Origin of the sequence: Nocardia yamanashiensis (genome assembly GCF_021183565.1) — a bacterium.
In the GTDB taxonomy this organism is placed as follows: Bacteria; Actinomycetota; Actinomycetes; order Mycobacteriales; family Mycobacteriaceae; genus Nocardia; species Nocardia yamanashiensis.
Window position 1 is genome coordinate 799,102 of the sequence record NZ_CP089226.1, and the last position, 18,750, is coordinate 817,851.

The 18,750-nt window shown below is 64.5% G+C and carries 17 protein-coding genes; 9 read left to right on the forward strand and 8 right to left on the reverse strand.

What is annotated here, in order from left to right:
* Positions 1-84: 84 nt before the first annotated feature.
* Positions 85-1,395, reverse strand: coding sequence for a YhgE/Pip domain-containing protein (locus LTV02_RS03755; protein WP_233038470.1), 1,311 nt, complete (start codon positions 1,393-1,395; stop codon positions 85-87).
* Between the two features lie 108 nt (positions 1,396-1,503).
* Positions 1,504-2,091 carry a TetR/AcrR family transcriptional regulator gene (locus tag LTV02_RS03760; RefSeq protein ID WP_233038472.1) on the reverse strand — a complete coding sequence of 196 codons (588 nt, stop codon included), beginning with the start codon at positions 2,089-2,091 and terminating at the stop codon, positions 1,504-1,506.
* A 245-nt stretch (positions 2,092-2,336) separates the two neighbouring features.
* On the opposite strand from LTV02_RS03760, the gene LTV02_RS03765 reads away from it, so the two are divergent.
* A complete protein-coding gene (locus tag LTV02_RS03765) occupies positions 2,337-3,683 on the forward strand; it encodes an amidohydrolase family protein (RefSeq protein WP_233038474.1) in 1,347 nt (448 codons plus the stop codon).
* A 55-nt stretch (positions 3,684-3,738) separates the two neighbouring features.
* Here LTV02_RS03765 and LTV02_RS03770 read toward each other — a convergent pair whose 3' ends face one another.
* Together LTV02_RS03770 and LTV02_RS03775 are read right to left on the reverse strand one after the other, a co-directional pair.
* On the reverse strand, positions 3,739-4,170 hold the full coding sequence (locus tag LTV02_RS03770; protein ID WP_233038476.1) for a type II toxin-antitoxin system Rv0910 family toxin: 432 nt from the start codon (positions 4,168-4,170) through the stop codon (positions 3,739-3,741).
* A 95-nt stretch (positions 4,171-4,265) separates the two neighbouring features.
* Positions 4,266-4,964, reverse strand: coding sequence for a TetR/AcrR family transcriptional regulator (locus LTV02_RS03775; protein WP_233038478.1), 699 nt, complete (start codon positions 4,962-4,964; stop codon positions 4,266-4,268).
* Positions 4,965-5,125: 161 nt separating this feature from the next.
* Between LTV02_RS03775 and LTV02_RS03780 the strand changes: the two genes are divergently transcribed.
* The 4 genes from LTV02_RS03780 (at position 5,126) to LTV02_RS03795 (ending at position 8,992) form a co-directional block, all read left to right on the forward strand.
* Positions 5,126-5,911: an alpha/beta fold hydrolase gene (locus LTV02_RS03780; protein ID WP_233038479.1), complete on the forward strand. Its 786-nt coding sequence runs from the start codon at positions 5,126-5,128 to the stop codon at positions 5,909-5,911.
* Complete coding sequence (locus LTV02_RS03785; protein WP_233038488.1) at positions 5,911-6,813, forward strand: alpha/beta fold hydrolase; 903 nt, start codon at positions 5,911-5,913, stop codon at positions 6,811-6,813. The genes LTV02_RS03780 and LTV02_RS03785 overlap by 1 nt, the downstream gene beginning before the upstream one ends.
* Entirely contained in the window at positions 6,810-8,366 is a 1,557-nt protein-coding gene (locus tag LTV02_RS03790; protein ID WP_233038490.1) for an FAD-dependent oxidoreductase, read from the forward strand. Before LTV02_RS03785 ends, LTV02_RS03790 begins: the two co-directional genes overlap by 4 nt.
* A 128-nt stretch (positions 8,367-8,494) precedes the next feature.
* Positions 8,495-8,992 carry a TetR/AcrR family transcriptional regulator gene (locus tag LTV02_RS03795; RefSeq protein WP_233038493.1) on the forward strand — a complete coding sequence of 166 codons (498 nt, stop codon included), beginning with the start codon at positions 8,495-8,497 and terminating at the stop codon, positions 8,990-8,992.
* 11 nt (positions 8,993-9,003) lie between these two features.
* Here the strand turns inward: LTV02_RS03795 and LTV02_RS03800 are convergent, their stop codons facing one another.
* Genes LTV02_RS03800 through LTV02_RS03810 form a run of 3 tightly spaced genes read right to left on the reverse strand, consistent with a single transcriptional unit; the run spans position 9,004 to position 11,697 of the window.
* Positions 9,004-9,909, reverse strand: a complete 906-nt coding sequence (locus tag LTV02_RS03800) for a LysR family transcriptional regulator (RefSeq protein ID WP_233038495.1) — start codon at positions 9,907-9,909, stop codon at positions 9,004-9,006.
* 33 nt (positions 9,910-9,942) lie between these two features.
* The gene (locus LTV02_RS03805) at positions 9,943-10,875 is read right to left on the reverse strand and encodes a dihydrodipicolinate synthase family protein (RefSeq protein ID WP_233038497.1); all 933 of its coding nucleotides are present in this window, start codon (positions 10,873-10,875) and stop codon (positions 9,943-9,945) included.
* A 36-nt stretch (positions 10,876-10,911) separates the two neighbouring features.
* Positions 10,912-11,697 (reverse strand): SDR family oxidoreductase, encoded by a 786-nt coding sequence (locus LTV02_RS03810; RefSeq protein ID WP_233038507.1) that lies wholly within the window; start codon positions 11,695-11,697, stop codon positions 10,912-10,914.
* Between the two features lie 395 nt (positions 11,698-12,092).
* Between LTV02_RS03810 and LTV02_RS03815 the strand changes: the two genes are divergently transcribed.
* From LTV02_RS03815 to LTV02_RS03830, 4 genes are all read left to right on the forward strand, one after another.
* Entirely contained in the window at positions 12,093-13,034 is a 942-nt protein-coding gene (locus LTV02_RS03815; RefSeq protein ID WP_233038509.1) for a zinc-dependent alcohol dehydrogenase, read from the forward strand.
* Positions 13,021-14,163: a DUF3500 domain-containing protein gene (locus tag LTV02_RS03820; protein ID WP_233038511.1), complete on the forward strand. Its 1,143-nt coding sequence runs from the start codon at positions 13,021-13,023 to the stop codon at positions 14,161-14,163. Before LTV02_RS03815 ends, LTV02_RS03820 begins: the two co-directional genes overlap by 14 nt.
* 178 nt (positions 14,164-14,341) lie before the next feature.
* Entirely contained in the window at positions 14,342-15,442 is a 1,101-nt protein-coding gene (locus tag LTV02_RS03825) for an MCE family protein (RefSeq protein WP_233038513.1), read from the forward strand.
* 95 nt (positions 15,443-15,537) lie between these two features.
* Positions 15,538-16,845 (forward strand): YhgE/Pip domain-containing protein, encoded by a 1,308-nt coding sequence (locus LTV02_RS03830; RefSeq protein WP_233038515.1) that lies wholly within the window; start codon positions 15,538-15,540, stop codon positions 16,843-16,845.
* Positions 16,846-17,744: 899 nt separating this feature from the next.
* Here LTV02_RS03830 and LTV02_RS03835 read toward each other — a convergent pair.
* Positions 17,745-18,656 carry a DUF5995 family protein gene (locus LTV02_RS03835; protein ID WP_233038517.1) on the reverse strand — a complete coding sequence of 304 codons (912 nt, stop codon included), beginning with the start codon at positions 18,654-18,656 and terminating at the stop codon, positions 17,745-17,747.
* Positions 18,657-18,750: the final 94 nt, after the last annotated feature.

The window sequence follows — 18,750 nt, forward strand, 5'->3', positions numbered from 1 at the left end:
TGGTGCTGCAACTGAGCGATCGCGAGTCCCTGACGGCCTCGTAGATAACGACACGGCGGTAGCTGTTGATCAGCCGTTTTTCCGTCACTGCCCGGTGTTGGCGGGCTCGCTGTGCTTCCTGATCAGTCCCTTGAGGTCGTAGGTGCGAGTACCCAGGGTCCCGACGAGGAGGCCGAGGACAAGCGCGATCACGGCGGCCAATACGCCGCGCGTCAGTCCTGAATCCCTGGTGGCTCCGAAGTACAGGATCGAACGCGTACCCAGATAGATCTGGTGCATGGGCTCGAACGAGCTGAGGAAGCGGACGAAGGGGGGCATGGCTTCCGGTGGTGTCGTACCCCCGGAGCTGGGGATCGACAGCACGATGAAGAGGAAGAAGTTGACCACCATGCCGAGATTGCCCAGCAGGGCCAGAATCGACTGAGCGACCACCGCGACGGCTGTGATGCTCAGCACGCTGAACAGCCACAGCTCCCATGGATGGTCCAGCGGCATGCCGATCCAGTCCGCGATCCCCAGATAGACACTGCTGACGAGCACCGCGACACCCGTCATGATTCCCCACTTCAAAGCCAGGGTGGCCAGGCGGCTGTGACCCGAGCGCCTTTCCATGCGGTAGAGCGGACCGATCTCCGACGGAGTGAAACCGAGCTGGGCGTCGACGAGACTGGTCGCAATCATGGACCCCGTGAACCCGGCCAGTACCAGCAGAAGCGCGTAGTAGAAGGCCGAGAGGCCGGCGCCGGTCCCGTCGGGAACCTCCTTGAACGGCGTGACATGCACCAGCATCGGTTCGGACAGAACGATGCGTGCTGTTCCTGTGACGGACTGGCTGCCGGATGCCGCCTGGTCCCCAGCCTGTGTCGCAGTGGCGAGCAGCTGCTGGCCCACGGTTTGGTTCGCCTCGGCCAGCACACCGGACGCGAAGGAATCGACGATGGACGCGCCGTAACTGTTCGCGAAGGGATTGGTGTACACGGTGACCGCGGGTTGTGGTGCGGCCGCACCGGTCACCGCGCTCTCCGTGAGTGTCACCAGCTTCTGGCTCAGGTCCGAGGGCAGAACGATCGCACCATAGAGCTTTCCCTTGTCCATGTCCTCCTTCGCTGCGGCAAGGCTGACGAAGCGAAGGTCGAACTTGTCCGCATCGACCCCCTTGCGCAGGTTGTCGGAGATCTGTTCGCCGACGTTGAGGTGCTGTCCCGATGGGTCGGTGGCTCCGGTATCGGCGTTGACAACCGCTACGGGAAAGTCGTTCAGGTCTTGGGAGGAGTTGACCGTTCCTCCCAGATACAACGCTGCCAGGGCGGCCATAACCACGGTCACGATGACTGCCGGGGTCAGCCACAACCGCGGTCCCGGCCTGCTTCCTGCGGGCTTGATTTCGTTCGGCATGGTGTGCACATTCCTTCGGTGACCATTTTGGTTACTTGGTGACCAGTATGGTTACCACTTGGGGTGAAGTCAACTGCGCTCACCTGCGATTACAAGTGGTGTAGTGCCTCAATCACCCATGTCGACATCGCCGTCGCCCCGGTGGCCCAATGCGCCGAGGCCCGCCGCGATCACCACATCGGTACGCTCGGTCCACCTCGCCTCACGGTTCGCCATCATCGTGACGGTCACGGCACCGATCGCGGACACCACCCGCACATGCCGTCCCTCATCGGTCCAGACATCGGGGTCGAAGGCTTCCATCAGAGTGCGCTGTGCCCCGGAGAGGCGCTGCATGATCTCGGGCTCGCGCGTCAGCCAGAAGGCGCCGACGATGAGCGCACCGGTCCCTGGCCACTCCTTGATCAGTTCGACCAGTGCGCCGAGCAGGGCGGCGTCCCGCTCGACCCCGACCGCGAGGCCCGCGCCCGCGGCCGCCACGCGTGCGGCATGTTCCTCCGCGCGAGACACCACGGCGTCCTGGATCCGCTCCTTCGAGCCGAAGCGCTTCAGCACGGCCGCCTTGGAGTAGCCGGCGCCGTCGGCGATCGCCTGCACGGTCCCCTGGGCGAACCCGTGCTGCGCAAACACGAAGGCCGCCACGTCGATCAACGCGCGATCGATCTCTTCGCTGGTGGGTCTCACGGTCGACTTCATGACCAGAGGTTACCGTTTTGGTCAGCTACTGACCGAAACGGTCATGCTCGCAGCCCTCGGCCGCTCTGGCTGCCCGCTGCGGCGGTATTGACAGCCATCTGTAATAAAGGTAACACTGTTGCCGATAATATTCATACGGCTGATCCGTGTGGCGTCGGTCTCCTGTGCGCGGTTTCGTGGTCGATCCCGGCGGGCTTCGAAGCGGCGCTGCCGTTGGTGCCGGGGAGTGCGGAAGGGAAGCGGCGATGACATCGGAAGCGCAGTTGCTGCTGCGGGGCGGGATCGTCCTCACGATGGACGACGAGATCGGCGACTTCGACAAGGCCGACGTGCTGATCGACAATGGCGAGATTGTCGCGGTGGGTCGTGACTTGCACGGTGCGGCAAAGGTTGTCGATTGCGCGGGAAAGATCGTCATCCCCGGGTTCGTCAACTCGCACCATCACATGTTCCAGACGGCGTTGCGATCGTTCTGGTCCGACGCACTGGAGCTCGACTACTTCCTGCAGTCCCGAACGGGTGAGGATGCTCTGTTCCATCAGTACACCCCCGAGGACGTGTACTGGGGCGAATACGGTGGCGCCCTGGAGTGCCTCGCGGCAGGCACCACGACCGTTGTCGACACCTCACAGTGCTCCTACACCCCCGAGCACACCGACGCCGCGCTCGACGCCATCCGTCGAGCCGGAATCCGCTGCATGTTCAGCTTCTCGCCGGCGTTCGGTGATCACGAACCCGCGCCGACCTACGCCCACCCCGACGATATCCATCGGTTGCGCGGTGCCTACGACCCCTCTGATGCGGCCGGGCTGGTCCGGCTGGCACTCGGCTATCACGTCGACGAGGACCTCTTCCAGCTGGCGAAAGACCTCGAGTTGCCCGTCTTCGCCCATGTCAATGATGTCAGCTGGGGCCGGGTGCTCGAACAGTTCGAGGCCGAGGGCCTGCTGGGACCGTGGATCACCTACATCCATTGCCTCGGGCTGGAAGATACTGCGTGGAAGGCGATTCGGCGGTCCGGTGGCCGAGTATCGGTGTCCGTCAGTGCGGAACTTTCGCTCGGGATGGGGGTGCCCGCACTCCAGGCGGCGGTTGATCACCAGGTGCCGGTAAGCCTCGGAACCGATGCGGTCAGTACGGCGCCTGCCGACTTCTTCTCACAGATGCGGGCCGCCTTTCTGCTGCAACGTCACACCGCCATGGACGCTGCCCGACGCGGAAGGCCCGAAACCGCCGCTCCGCTCTCGACGCGTGACATTCTGCGTATCGCCACGGTCGGTGGCGCCAGGGCCGCTCATCTGGACCACCTGGTGGGAACCCTGACTCCCGGTAAGCGGGCCGATATCGCAATCCTGAACGCGCGCACGCTCAATGCGAGTCCGGTGAACCACGCGGCGGGTGCGATCGTCCAGTTGATGGACACCGGCAATGTCGACACGGTTCTGGTCGACGGGCGCATCGTCAAGCAGGGTGGGCGGATGCTCCACGCCGACATCGATGATGTGCTTTCGCATCTCGACCGGTCTGCGGCCGGCCTGCTCGAGCGGGCCGGCAAAGACGGCATCCTGCTCACCGGCTGTCGATCGTACTGAGCCGATCGCGGATTCGTCTCCCGTTGACGGCGCGGCCGTCAACGGGAGATCGCCATCAGGCGCTGAGCGCGCCCATTTTGGCCAGTGACTTGTCCAGTGCGCCCACGATGGATTTCGCGAACACTCCGCCCATCGGGCCGTCGATCATGCCCCCGTTGATCCTGGCGACCACATCGACTCCGGTGGTCGCACCCTGTGCGCGCAATCGGATATCGAGCGCGAGTGTTACTGCGGCACGGGTGGTTCCGCTCAAAGCGATCGAGCGGAACCGGTCGACTTCATCGAAGGTCCAGTCGATGGTTATCGGCATGTTCATCACGGTGGCTGCGGCGGTCGCGGTGACGCCCGTTTCGAGGGCTTCCGGGACGTCGGTCTTCCAGGATTTGTGGATGACGAGCCATTCGCCCCATCGCAGTGGATTGCCGATGACCTTCCAGATCTCGTCGGGTTGCGCGTGCAAGATGGCGCTGGTTTCGACGGTACGCATTTGACTCTCCTGCTCGTACCTGGACTTTTGATTTCGGTAACAGTGTAGCCGAAATCATATGGGTTGGAGAGTGTGAAGTTGGGCGGTCTGGTTGGTCAGATGGTCGGGCCCGCTTCGCGCAGCGGTGCCAATCCGGCGACGAGAAGCCGGAGTCCATGGCGGAATTCCTCCGCCAGCGTCTGCGAGGGCAGGGTATCGGCGACGGCGACCGTCGCCGGGAATCGCACCGGGTCGAGGTGGTGATACAACGCCGAAAGCGATGCGGCCTCGGCCTCTTCGGTCGGATCCTCGGTGCGCAACTGCGCCGCGAAGCCGAGGGTGTATCGCGCGAGTATGGCGTATGAGCGCGCGGCGGCGGCCGACGGGAAGCCGTTGCCGAGTAGCACGGACAGGAAATGTTCGCGCAGGTCGAGGGCGTTGGGCCCCACCGGGATCTGCTCGATCAGCAGCGGCGCGATGCCGCGGTGGCGGCTCATCGCGTCGAACATCGCCTCCGCGGCGTCGATGCACGCGCTCTGCCAGTCGTCATCGGAGATGGACTCGTCGAGGATGATCTCTCCAAAGACCCGGTCGACGACATGGGCGACGAGCTCGGCGCGGTCGGCGACGGCTCGGTAGAGCACGGCGGTGCTGGTATCGAGCCGCTGCGCGAGGGACCGCATGGTCAATGCGCTGGGACCCTCTTCATCGGCGATGGCCAGGGCTGTGGCGATGATTCGGTCGAAGGGCACTCGGGGCCGACCGGGTGAGCGACGAGTCGTCGACTTGCCGGTCTCACGTTCCACGGTACTCATGGCATCAGTGTTCAGGATCGGTGGGCTGAGCACCCGATCAGGGTATATCGGTAACAATGTAGCCGAAACTATTGACGCGTCCGAGCTATAACGGCAACAATGTAGCCATTATGGAGAAGCGTGCCGAGCTCGATAACGGAAGCGATCCGGATTCCCGGTTCGTGACTACCGATGGTCTACAGATCCACTACCGGCGGACCGGGACCGGCCCGCCGATACTGCTGCTGCACGGCAGCGGTTCTTCGCTGCAGAGCTGGGACCGCGTCACCTCGGCCCTATCGGGCGCCTACGACGTGATCACGCTGGATCTTCCGGGGTTCGGGCTGACCGGACCCCGTCCGGATCGGGACTACCGCGTGCAGACCTATGCGAAAACCGTTGCGATGCTGCTCGACACCTTGGGCGTCGGCGCCGTCACGGTGGTGGGCAACTCGCTCGGGGGCAACATCGGGTGGAACCTTGCACTCGACCACCCAGACAAGGTCGATCGCCTGGTGCTGATCAACGCCACCGGGTATCCGGGCAAATCGCTACCACTGGCAGTCCGATTGGCTCGTTCGATGGTCGGCCGAGTCATATTGCGGCGCTTGAGTTCCCGTTCAGCCACCGCGCGGAACCTGCGTTCGCTGGTCGGCGCGAACCAAGCCGTTGTCGATGACGCGATGGTCGACCGGGTCTACGCGATGATGAATCGGCCGGGCAACCAGCAAGCCTTCATCGACCTCGCCAATGTCGACCAGCTCGACCGTACCGGCGAATTGCCCGAGATCGCGGTTCCGACGCTCGTACTACGCAGCGCATCGATCGACGGCCAGCATTTCGCCCGGGACATCCCGGGTAGCAGCGAACTGGTGCACTCCGACGGGGGTCATCTACTGCCCGAGGAAGACCCGCAATGGGTGGCGGATGCCGTGCGCCGCTTCATCTTCGAAGGTCAGGAGCAGTAGTGAGATATTTCGTCGCGGCCCGAGAAGACCGCACGCTCGACACCAGCGCCCGCGCCGCACTGCGCGGCGAATTCCTGCACTGCCGAGACGGCGTCACGCACTACGAGTTGACCGGACCTGCGGGCGGTGAACTGGTCGTCTTGGTCGGCGGGCTGACCATTCCGCTGTTCTACTGGGATCGGTTCGCGGCCCAGCTGCACGCGCGTGGCTTCCGCACCCTGTCCTACAGCGGATACGGCCGCGGCTACTCCGACCGGGTCGAAGCGACCTACGATGAAGCCTTGTTCCTGCGCCAGCTCACCGATCTGATCGAGGGGCTCGGACTGCGCGACGAACCACATCACCTGCTGGGCACCTCGATGGGCGCGTTGCTCGCCATGGCGCACGCCGAGCAGCGCCCGCACCACATCATCAGCCTGACCTTGGTCGGCCCGGCGGGTCTGGCGCCGAAGCCCCCGGCGGGCACGGCGCTACTGCGCCGGGAACGCCTGGGGCCCCTGGTCGCCAAGCGTGTCGGTAGCCGGCTGCTCGAGGGCCACCTGTCACACAACGTCCTCGACCCCGAGCAAGGCAGGGAACTGACCACGATGGTCGGTGAGTGCTATCGATACGAGGGATCGCTCTACTCGTTCTTCGCCACGATCGCCGACTTCCCGCTCACCGCACGCCACGACCTGTACCGCCGGACGAGCCATTCGCCTGTCCCCGTGATGCTGGTGTGGGGCGACCAGGACAAGGTCACTCCGATAAAGGATTTCGACGAGGTCTGCACCTTGCTCGCCCCGGCCGAAGCGCACGTCATCACCCACTGCGGACACATGGCCAGCTACGAACAACCCGAGCTCGTCGCTCGACACTTCGCCTCGTTCGTGGAGAAGACCGAACGAAAGGTAATACGGTGAGTGCCGAATCGATCGACGTGCTGATCGTCGGGGCAGGCCCGACCGGCACGGCCCTCGCCATCGATCTGGTGCGCCGCGGACTGGCGGTGCGGATCATCGACAAGGGCGTAACGGGATTCGACGGTTCCCGGGCGAAAGGCGTTCAGCCCCGGACCTTGGAGGTGCTCGAGGACCTCGGGGCGCTATCGGATATCCTGACCGGGGGCGAGACCTACCCTCCGCTGGGGATACACGCGGGACCGCTGACAATCCGGTGGGCGATGAATCCGTTGCGTCGAGCCACCTCCGATGTGCCCTACCCCAATACGTGGCTGATACCCCAGCACCGCACCGACGGTGCATTGCGCGCACGACTGCGCGCACTCGGGGGTGCAGTCGAATTCGACTGCGCACTCACAAGTTTCGAGCAGACCCCGGATGAAGTCACCGCGACGGTATCCACTCCCGATGGCGTGCGCCGGATCGGATGCCGATATCTGGTCGGCGCCGATGGCGGGTCGAGCGCGGTGCGCAAGGCGGCGGAAATCGGATTCGAGGGCAAGACAGACGAATCCGATCGAATGATCATCGTCGACGCGACTGTCCAGGGCTTGTCGCGTGATCGCTGGCATGTCTGGCCGCGCTTGGGCGGCCGGTTCGTCGGAGCCTGCCCGTTGCCGAATTCCGATCAGTTTCAATGGATGATCCGACTGGACCACGACGAGGTACCGTCGCTCGAACTCGACGACCTCAATGCCCGTATTCGCGCGCACACCGGTGACAAACGTATACGCCTGACGCAGATTTCCTGGAAGTCGGTGTTCCGCCCCAATATTCGCCTCGCCGACCGCTATCGCACAGGGCGGGTGTTCCTCGCTGGGGACGCGGCGCACGTCCACACACCCGCCGGGGCGCAAGGACTCAACACCGGTATCCAGGACGCCTACAACCTCGGCTGGAAACTCGCGCAGGTGCTCGCGGGCGCCCCCGACGCGCTGCTGGACACGTACGAAGCCGAACGGCGTCCGATCGCGGCGCGCGTTCTGGGGCTGTCGACGAAGAAGTACGAAGGTTTGTCGCGACTGGATCCCTCCAGCATCAAACGCGGAGACGACGAGCGCCAGCTCGGTGTGAACTATCGCGGCGGTCCACTGGCCGAGAACGCGGCCGGACGGACACGCACACTGCGGGTAGGCGATCGAGTACCGGACGCCATCCTCACCGACCATGCCGGACACCGGCGGCGCCTGTTCGAACATACTGCGGGACCGCACTTCACGGCGATCGCCTACGGCTCCGAAGCCGTCGCCGACCTGGCCGCCCTATCCTGGCCGGACACCGGCGCGCCCCTACTGCGTCTGCTCGTGGATGCTCGAGCCGCCACCGAGCGCGATATCGTTCTCGACGACACCGACGGCGGGTTCGCCAAGACCTTCGGTCTCAGTTCTCCCACACTGCTGTTGATCCGTCCGGACGGATATCTCGCCGCTGTCGCGACCGAGAATCGAGTCGGGGCCATCGAAGCGATTGCCGCAGGCATGATCCCGGCGAGCAAGCCCACCACCCTCGTATGACGAACTCCCGCAACGTTTTCGGACTGGGCAGTACCGGCGGATCGTGTGCTGCCCAGGTCGTCAGGACCGCCCGCGCCCGGCAAACCGATAACACGCGGCGGGCACTGATACGTGCCGGACGACGCGCATTGGCCACGGGGCAGGTCGAGCGGGTCGGCATCGCGAACCTGGTCCGAGACGCCGGTCTGGGCACCGGCACGTTCTACAACTACTTCGACAGCAAGCCGCAATTCTTCGAGGCGGTCGTGCACACGGTCATCGACGAGGTCGCGCAGATCCTCGACACCGCCGCTGCCGCGGAACCCGCCAACGCCTCGGCGGCGCACCTGCGCGCCATTGTCGGCCTCGGGTTTTCCGACCCCGATCTCGCCCGGATCGTGCTCAACGAAGGGTTCGAGCTGTTCGAGAATCCTGCGATTCTCGAACGGCTCACCGCACCGTTCGCCGCCGGAATCGGGGTCGGCGCAGGAGCGGATCGGCACTCCGAGATAGCGGTCGCTCTGCTGTGGGCAGCGGCATTGGCGGCGTTGCAGGTATGGCAACGCGATCCGGCGGCATCCACCGGGTCGCTGGATTCCTTTGCACGCCAATTGCTTACGATCCTCGATCCCGCGCCCGAGTCGTAGTTCGCCGGAGCTCAGCAGCGCAGGGAACCCACGGGCAGCTCGTCGCCGGCGGTCAAGGGCAGCTCGATCGACCCCAGCAGGTCTCTGTACCGAGTGACCAGGTCCATCGGTTCGCGACGGCTGTAGGCGACGATCTCCCGGAAGACACCGGGGCCGATGCGCCTGCTGTGATGAGCCCATCCACCTGGCACGGCATTGGCCGGTGCCACCGCGACCCCCGCGCCTTCGACCGCGAACGACAGCGCCGCCGCGACCTGTCCGGTGCGAGCGACCGCGCGAGGGGTGAAATCCAGTACCGTGGACAGCCAATCGACGATCTCGCTCATCCCTTGTTCCGGCTCGTAGAGCACCCAGTCGGCTGCTTCCAACTCGCGGGGGTCCACGGCGGCGTGCTGACGGTAATCGCCGGGACCCACCAGCACCATTTCCTCGTAGCCGAGCGACATCACGGGACCGTCCCATTCGGACGGTCGAGGACCGATGGACAGATCTCCTTGCCCGCCGCGAGTCGCGGCTTCGAGCTCACGGCGATGGGAAAAGTCGTGCAGCCTCAGCATGATCGTGGGGTACAGGGTGTGCCAGCGGGCAGCGCTGGGCGGCAGCACCCCTGAGGCCACGGACCTGACCGTGAGCACATGAACATCGCCGAGCCGGTTCTCGGAGACTTGCCGGACGGCATCGACGGCGTCGCGCGCCGCCTCGAGCACCCGGCGTGCGTGCGGGAGCAACGCGCGACCGGCGGGGGTGAGGGACAGACCGTGTCGCCCCCGTTCGAGTAGTTCGACGCCGAGTTCTCGCTCCAGGGCACGCATCTGCTGAGACAACGAAGGCTGTGACAGGTACAGCTGTGCCGCTGCCGCGCTGAAGGATCCGGCATCCCAGATCGCAACCAGGTATTCGAGCTGACGCAGCTGCACCGTCGCAGATTCCTCACGGCCGGGGTGGTCGATTCACTTGACGAGTTCGACCCGGGGGTCGTGGCGGGACAGTCGCGCGAGCAGATAATCGATCTCCGCGCGGCTGGTGTCGGTCAGGACCGGACGGGGGCTGCGCTGCGCGTCCGTGGTGAGCAGGCCACGGCGTTTCATGATGTATTTCCGTACCGCCAAGCCGATCACCGGCTGTTGCTCGTAGCGTAGCAGCGGTAGATGCGCGTCGAACAGGTCATGTGCGGAGTCGCGATTCGCGGCCATGGCCTCGACCATGTCGACGAGCAGTTCCGGGAAGCAGTAGCCGGTCATGGCGCCGTCGGCTCCGCGCTCGATCTCGAAATCCAGGAAGAGCCCGCCGTTGCCACACAGGATCGACAACCGCGGCAGCAGGCCGTCGCCTTCGAGCCGGCGCAGGGTGCTGATCTTCTCCAGGCCCGGCCAGTCCTCGTGCTTGAGCATCACGCAGTTCGGCGCCGCGACAGCGATTCTCGCGATGACCGACGGGGGCATCACCACCGAGAAGGACAGCGGGTAGTCCTGGATGACGAACGGGACCGAATCGCCGATCATGTGGACGGCGCCCTCGTAGTACTGCACGATCTGGTCGTCGGTGCGCAGCGTGTTCGGCGGGGCGATCATGACTCCGGCGGCTCCGGCGTCCATGACCTCGGTGGTGAGTGCCGCCATGGCCGCGTAGCCACTGGCCGAGACTCCGACGACGGTCGGCAGCGAGGTGCGTTCCAGCACATGCCGGACGATGCGAGTCGACTCCTCGTGCGCGAGTTTCGGCGCTTCCCCGAGCTGACCCAGCAAGGTCAGTCCGGCGACGCCGACCGATTCGTAGAAGTCCACCAGACGGCTGAGCGAATCGAAGTCGACGGCGCCGTCCTCGTCGAAGGGGGTCGGTGCGATGGCGAATACGCCGGCGGTCTCGCGGGTTATGAGCGTCACGAGTCTGTAACTCCTTCTTGCGCCTGGGTTTTCGATTCACACGCTGGTGATGAGGCCGCCGTCGACCCGCATTGCCGTGCCGGTGATGTACGCGGCGGGCACGCTGGCCAGGAACGCGATCGCGGCGGCGTACTCCGTCGGCTCCCCGTAGCGGCCGAGCGGTATCGCCGCCGTGCTGGCGGCGCGCACCTGGTCGATGTCGATCCCGTCGCGTTCGGCCTTGGCCTGGTCGAGGTATTCGGTTCGCGCGGTGCCGATTCGGCCGGGGATGACCACGTTCGCGGTGATGCCGTCCGCGGCTACCTCCCGTGCCAAGGTCTTGGACCAGCCCAGCAGGCTGCTACGCAGAGTGTTCGACACACCGAGGTTGGGGATCGGTGCGATGACACCCGAGCTGGTGCTGGTGATCACTCGACCCCAGCCGCGGGCGCGCATTCCCGGAATCACGGCGTCGGTGATGGCGATGACCGACAGCACCATCGACATGAACTGCTCGGCCCAGGTACCGGTCGGCTGGTGGGTGACCGGCGAGGGCGCGGGACCGCCGGTGTTGTTGATCAGGATGTCCACCGGTCCGAGGCTGCGCTCGATGGCGGTGACTCTGTCACCGATGAGGTGCAGCTCGGCGATGTTCCATTGGAATGCCTTGGCGCGGCCGCCTCGATCGGCTATCGCCTCGGCCCGCGTCTGCGCGGCTCGCTTGTCGATGTCGGCCACCGCGACCGCCGCTCCCTCCGCCGCAAGGGTTTCCGCGATGGCACCACCCAGCCCGCCGCCGCCACCCAATACCAAGGCGGTACGACCAGAAATACCTAAATCCACTGATTCTCCTGACCGATACTCAGGTTTGTGCGCAGGAATTGCGCACTCTAATTGAGCGCGACGCTAACACGCAGGAAGCTTGACCGGTCATACCAATTTCCGTGGAGGCGTATAGGAATCACTTATACATGCAGGTGAGGTGTGCTGGCGCAAGGGAGGCGCAGCTAATCGGTGCTCGAATCATGTTTGGGTGGAGCCGATTTAATGAATACAGTCGGAAACAATTGCCTCCTTGCGTTCGAAAGGGCTGTGCGCGGATGAATGTTCCGGAAACAATGTTGGCGGCGGTGCTGGGGGAGCCCGGGGTGATCGAGACGGCGAGAAAGCCGGTGCCCGAGATCGGCCCCGACGACGTACTCGTCCGCGTTCATCGAGCCTCGCTGTGCGGAACGGACGTGAAGATCTTGAGTCACAAGTTCTTCGGCGGCGTCGGTCCGGAACCGGGCACGTTCACCCCGGGGCACGAGTACAGCGGCGTCGTCGCCGCCATCGGCTCCAGCGTCGACGAGTTCGCGGTGGGGGACCGTGTCGTGACCGAGGCGCATAGGGGGTGTATGCGGTGCGCGAACTGCCTATCCGGGGGCTATACCAACTGCCTCAACTACGGAGTGCCCGCGAAAGGCCATCGCGTACAAGGGATGACAGTCCAGGGTGGATTCGCGGAGTATGTGTCCAACCACGTCTCCACGCTGACGCTGCTGCCCGAGACCGTCGACTTCGACAGCGCGGTGGTGCTCACGACCGCGGGGACCGTCATGCACGCCTTCCAGCGGCTGGGTGTCCTCGCCGTCGGAACCGATATCGCCGTGATCGGTCCCGGCCCGATCGGATTGCTGGCAGTTCAAGTCGCTCGGGAACTCGGGGCCGCCCATGTTTCGCTGATCGGCACTCGCGAAAACCGGCTGACGCTGGGCAAGCAGTATGGTGCCGACCTGGTCGTGAACTCTCGCGAATGCGATCCGGTCGCGGCGGTGCGCGCGGCCACCGGAGGTCGCGGAGCCGACATCGTTCTGGAGTGCTCCGGAGCCGGGCCGGCGGTCGATGCGGCCCTGCACATGGCCACCCGCGGCGGGAATGTGGTGCTGGTCGGCTTCTTCGATCAGCCGGTCATCGCTGACCTCAATCACGCGGTCATGAACGGCATCACCCTCGCGACGGTGCGCGGGGAGGGCGCGGGTTCGGTCGCGCGTGCGGTGTCGTTGGCCGGCTCGGGACGCCTGAACACCGATTCCCTTGTTACCCACCGTTTCCCGCTGGCCGATATCGCGGCGGCCTTCGATGCCTACACGCGGCGTGTGGACGATGCGATCAAGGTGATGCTCGATGTCACCGACTGACGAGGCCGCCGTCGCGGCGGCGATGGCGAAAGCGGCCGAATCGTGGCTGAACTCGCTGACTGCCCATCAAAGGTCAGCTGCCCAGTACGCCTCGCCCTTGGTCCCCGAATCCGATCGGGAACGGCTGCGCTGGTTCTACACGCCCACCGACCATGGCGGTCTGGCATTGCGCGAGCAAACCCCGAGCCAGCAGAGTCTCGCCATGCAATTGGTGGCGACGGGACTGTCGGAAGGCGGCTACGCCACCGTCGCCACCGTCATGGGCTTGGAACACATCCTCGACAGGGTGGAGGGGTGGCAGGCCACGTGGGGCCGCGAACGCGGGCGCGATCCGGAACTGTACTGGCTCAGAGTATTCGGTCACCCGGGCGAGACCGTCTGGGCCTGGCGGCTCGGCGGGCATCATGTGTCGCTGAACAACCTCGTCGTCGAGGGCAGGCTCGTCGCCACCACGCCCTGCTTCATCGGCGCCGATCCCGCGACGACGACCCTGCTGGGCAGTTCGCTGCGGCCTCTGGCGGGCCTCGAGGAGGTGGCGCGTCGGCTGGTGCGATCTCTGGGCTCCGACCAGCTCGGCCAGGCGTTGCTACACCCTTCGGCGATTTCGGACATCGTGTCGGGCAACCGGCCGCACCTCGCTGACGGCGATGCCATGATGCATATGCAGGACCTCTGGCGCGGGCAGTTCGCCGATCCCGCATTGACCGACCTGGTCGACCAGATCGACCACCGGGCCGAGCAGGGCAGCGGCTACGTCGAAGCCGATCACGCCCGCCTCGCCTACTCCACCATTCCCAAGGGGCTCTGCGCACGGGCCCTCGCCGGTGAGCAGCGTGATTGGTTGCGCGACTTGATCGGCTTGTACACAGGTCGCGCGCCGCAACCGCTCGCCGACCGGGAAACCGGCCACTACGCCGACGACGCGGTCCTCGACCAGGTCCATTTCGCGTGGGCCGGCAGTCTCGAGCACGGCGACCCGCACTACTACCGGCTACAAGGCCCGAGGCTGCTCATCGAATACGACAACACCCAGCGCAATGCCAACCATGCGCACTCGGTGTGGCGAGATCCCCTGGGGGACTTCGGGTTCGATGTCCTCACGGCGCATCTAAGGCACTCTGTGCACTAACCGCGCCGCTGATCGGCGGAGTGGCCGTCGATCAGCGGTGAAGCTGTGGCGGCCCGACCTGGGCGCGATTACCGGCAACAATGTAGCCGATACCTCTTGACGGTAAATGAGGTAAAGGCAACACTGTATCCGATTTAAACATGCGCCCGACCGAGGAGCAGCTTCCAGTCACTGCTCGATGCGCTGCACATCCGGAGACCCCATGCCCCTTGTTTGTCGAGCGAGCCTTGGCGCCTGCCTCGTGACCGCGACAATGCTCACCGCTGGATGCACCTCACCGCCCGACCTGTCGCCGAAGACCCACATCACTGCTGATTTCCGCAGCATCGCGGGTGTGTTCGAGGGTAATTCGGTGACGGTGCTCGGACTCGAGGTGGGGAAGGTGGACAAGGTCATTCCACGCGGCACCTTCGTCGAGGTCCATCTGACCGTCGACCGTAGTGTGCAGGTTCCCAAAGACGTTACCGCGGTGTTGATTTCGCCGTCGGTCATCACAGATCGGCACATCGAGTTGACGCCGCGCTACGTCGGTGGGGAGACGCTGTCCGATCGCGGGCACCTCACCGTGGACTCGACCCGCACCCCGGTCGAGTTGGACACGATGCTCGAGACCATCGACGACTTCGCGGCGGCACTGAAACCCGCGCCGGGCGATTCGGTGGGCCCGCTGTCGGGCCGCGTGCTCTATCCCCTGCTGAACGGGCAGGGCGAGAAGCTTCGTGACACGCTCGCGGCCTTGGCAGGCGCGTTGAACACCGGCACAGCCGACAAAGACGCCGTCGCCTCGATCATCGTCAAGCTCAACGAACTCACCACCATGCTCGCCGACAACGACCAATCGGTGCGCGACTTCAGTGACAGCGTCACCCAGATGAGCACGCTGCTCGTCGAGCAGGCCCCCGGCCTGCAGGCCACCCTGGACCAGCTCAACGGGTTTCTGTCCAACACCAGCAGCGCCCTGGGGACCTACCAGAATCAGTTGGCGGGCAGCCTGTCCGGGCTCACAGCGGTCACCGCGCAGCTACGCGCCAACGCGGCGGGCATCACCGAAGTCGTCGACACGGCCCCGCTGCTGTTCCAGAATCTCGACCGCTCGGTGAACCGATCCGACCAGTTCCTTCGCACTCACGCCGTGCTGGGCGCGTCCTTCTCCGGGGAAGTGGTCAGCCTCTTCTGCGAGCGGATTCAAATGCGTTCGGACGGATGCCGCACCGGGCGAATCGAAGACTTCGGGCCGGACTTCGGCCTGATGGCCGCGGTACTGGGCCTCACCAAATGAGAGAACCGGGGCCCGACATCGCATTCGTGCAACGGCACCGGCCGACACAACCGCAGGCGCCCTCGACCGATCCAGGAAAGGAATACGGTGCTGCCATGACGAAACCTGACGAGGGCTCGAAACCGCATGTCAGGCCATCGGGTCTACGGGTGTGGCTGACACCGGCCGTGGTGGTGTCGCTGCTGATGGCGTTGCTGGCCACCATGTATCTCTCCTACGTGGTCGAGCCGTCCAAGCACCTGCACGGCTTCCCCATCGCGCTGGTCGACCAGGACACCGGGGACGTGCTCGGCGGGCAGCCGACCAACCTCGGCAAACAGATCAGCGACGCACTCGTGCAACAGATCCCGAGCGACAAGGTCGATCTGCGGCAGCTCGGGATCAGCGAGGCACATGAGCAACTGACCTCTGGGAAGGTCTACGGGGCCATCATCATCCCCAGCGATTTCACCAAACGGCTCGGCATCTTCGCCACCGCGAGTGTGGTGCCGGGTGACGTCACCCAGCCCATGATCACCGTCTACACCAATCCACGCGCCGGGTCGTTCTCCGCGCAGGTCGTCGAGTCGATCGCCACCACCGCGCTCACCCAGGCCAACGAGAAGGTCGGCAAGCAACTCTCGCAAGCCGTCCAGGCCCAGCTCCAACCCGCAGCCGGCGCACCCGCGCCCGAGCTCGCCGGGCTGAGCAAACTGATGCTCGCCAAACCCATCGATGTGGTCGTCACACCATTCCGGCCGCTGCCGGAAGGCACCGGCGGCGGACTGACCGCCTTCTTCTACACCCTGATGTTGCTGCTGGCCGGATTCACCGGCGCCATGGTCATCAACGCGATGGTGGACTCCTCACTGGGATTCGCGCCCACCGAATTCGGTCCCTGGTACGTGCACTTCCCGGCCACACCCATCTCCCGCCTGCGCACACTGCTGCTGAAGTGGGGCATCATCACTGGCGTCGCACCCGTCGTGTCGGTGTTGTTCATGGCGATCGGCCACTGGCTCGGCATGCCGATCGACCGCCCCTTCACGTTGTTCCTGTACGGCACCTTCGCCATCATCGCCGTCGGCGTCACCGCCCTGTCGATCGTCTCCGCCCTCGGCGCCGCCGGCCTGCTGGTCAACCTGGTCCTGTTCATCGTCCTGGGCCTGCCCTCCTCCGGCGGTACCATCCCCATCGAGGCAATCCCGAAACCTGTTGCCTGGCTTGCGCAATTCGAACCGATGCACCAGGTCTACCTCGGCGTCCGCGCCATCCTGTACTTCAACGCCGACGGCTCGGCCGGATTGGCTCACGCAGTCTGGATGACTCTGCTCGGCCTGGCCATCGGCCTGTCTCTCGGCGCCCTCGTCACCCGCTACTACGACCGCAAAGAACTCCACCGCGCACCCGCCAATGCCCGATGAAGCACCATGGTTGCGCTGTATTTCACTCGGAAGCCCTGCATCGCGGCCTCGGTGCCCAATGCGGTGAGCAGCTGGCTCTTGCCGGTGTCGGAGTCGCCGATCAGGCAGAGCCGGAGGTCTTTTCGCCTATTCGGCCTCGCGCCCGAAGAAACCCGCGAGGTCTGATGTCCGGAGTGTGGTCTATGGCGGAACGGCCCCCCATGTGCCGCTACGGCCGAATTCACCGATGTCGTGGCTGCGGAAGACATCTCGATCGTCGGTTGTGGCGGACGGTCAGCGACAGCGCGCGACGAAATCGCTGGTCCTGGCGGGAAATTTGGCATCAAATTTGGCATCACGACAGGATGCAACCACCCGATACACGTGGGACCACACGGACGCTGCGGACGGCTGGGATTTCCCTGACCAGCACCAAAAGGACGCGGTGGCACATGATGAAACGTCCAGGGCTGTTTCCCGTTGGCTCATAACCCAGAGGTCGCAGGTTCAAATCCTGTCCCCGCTACTGCGAAAGGCGTTCCTGGCCAATAGGTTTCAGGAACGCCTTTCAACCTTTGTGGAGGTTGGTGACATCGCCGTTGGCATCACGCCGAAACGGTCATCTCGGCCAGCCTTGGAAACACGGCGAAACATATGTCTACCAGGTGCTTTCCGTTGGACAACCTGGGACGAATGGGACTGTGATCGTTGGGTCGTTAGCCCACTGGTCCTAGATAGTTGTACGGGTATGGGTGCGATGGCCCTGCCGCAGAGGTCAGTGCCCAGATCTGGCTGCGTCTATTGTCTCAACAGTCGAAGCGCTCCGCGATCGCTCCGGCCTCAAGTCTGCGGCCCGAGCGATCGTGGAGCACCGCTACCGACGGTTGCCTGGTGCGATGTATCCGGCCACCTGGCTTTGGCTATCTGACCAGCTGGGCAAGCACGCCGAAGGCGGTATCGGCCGTGCTCCAGATGGCGTTGATCGCCGTCTCTGCCGCCGGCGCGGTCTGCGGGTTCTCGAGGGCGAACCCGTTGGCCAGTGATACGGTGTCGTACCCGTCATTCGCTGTGCGCCACAGCAATCCGCTGGCTACGCCAGCACCCGCGAGTTGGTCGAGCCCTTCGCCGACAAAGTAGAACCGCCACAGTGGGCCGAGGTCCGCGTCATATGCCTGCCTGGTTACATCGATAACCGCAGTGTTGCAGCTTGCGTTTGCTCGAAGGATCTTGTAGTAATCCGCCACGTTCTCGGGAGTGGCATGGGTTGCAGCGATCGAATACGCAAGGTCAACAGTTAGATGCGCGTTGTATCCGGCCATAGCGATGCGCGCCGGGGATGCGTCGCACTGTTTGGCCAGGCTGTAATATCGATCCCACTGTGGGTCTTTGGGTGCTCCGACGAACTCCTCGTGAATACTATCCAAGTAGTGGTGGAGCGTGCTCTCAGCGAGCGCTGCGACCCAGGGTTGATTCTGAAACACGCCAGGCTGATCGAGCATCGGTTTGACGGCTTGCGTCTCGATCGTAAGCAGACCAATGCCAAATAGTCCGCGCCAGTCGCCGTGGTCGGTCAGGATCTGGGTGATCTCCATATTTCGCGCCGCTTCGACTGCGAGATTTTGTCTAGCGGTTGCCTCGTTGACCGTTGACAGATCGGACAGGCTTACAAGCTTGTCGACCTCTGCGTCGGTTAATGGCGTCCCGCATGCTGCACGGACCACTGGATCCGCTGCCATAGCGCTGCCCGTACCTGCAACGATTCCAACAGTGGACAGTGCGGTCATAACCACAGCACCCACCCCAACGGACTTCATCCGTTTACTGCGTTTCACGGGCGGCACAGTAACGTGTGTCATAACAGCCTGTCGATGTGATCTAGATCTCTTGCACCGCGAGTGTTCGACTGTCAGACTTCACCCGCTGTTT

Coding starts and splice junctions, on each gene's coding strand:
- LTV02_RS03755 (WP_233038470.1), bottom strand. CDS start 1,395: ATGCCGAACGAAATCAAGCCCGCAGGAAGCAGGCCGGGACCGCGGTTG.
- LTV02_RS03760 (WP_233038472.1), bottom strand. CDS start 2,091: ATGAAGTCGACCGTGAGACCCACCAGCGAAGAGATCGATCGCGCGTTG.
- LTV02_RS03765 (WP_233038474.1), top strand. CDS start 2,337: ATGACATCGGAAGCGCAGTTGCTGCTGCGGGGCGGGATCGTCCTCACG.
- LTV02_RS03770 (WP_233038476.1), bottom strand. CDS start 4,170: ATGCGTACCGTCGAAACCAGCGCCATCTTGCACGCGCAACCCGACGAG.
- LTV02_RS03775 (WP_233038478.1), bottom strand. CDS start 4,964: ATGAGTACCGTGGAACGTGAGACCGGCAAGTCGACGACTCGTCGCTCA.
- LTV02_RS03820 (WP_233038511.1), top strand. CDS start 13,021: ATGTCACCGACTGACGAGGCCGCCGTCGCGGCGGCGATGGCGAAAGCG.
- LTV02_RS03825 (WP_233038513.1), top strand. CDS start 14,342: ATGCGCTGCACATCCGGAGACCCCATGCCCCTTGTTTGTCGAGCGAGC.
- LTV02_RS03830 (WP_233038515.1), top strand. CDS start 15,538: ATGACGAAACCTGACGAGGGCTCGAAACCGCATGTCAGGCCATCGGGT.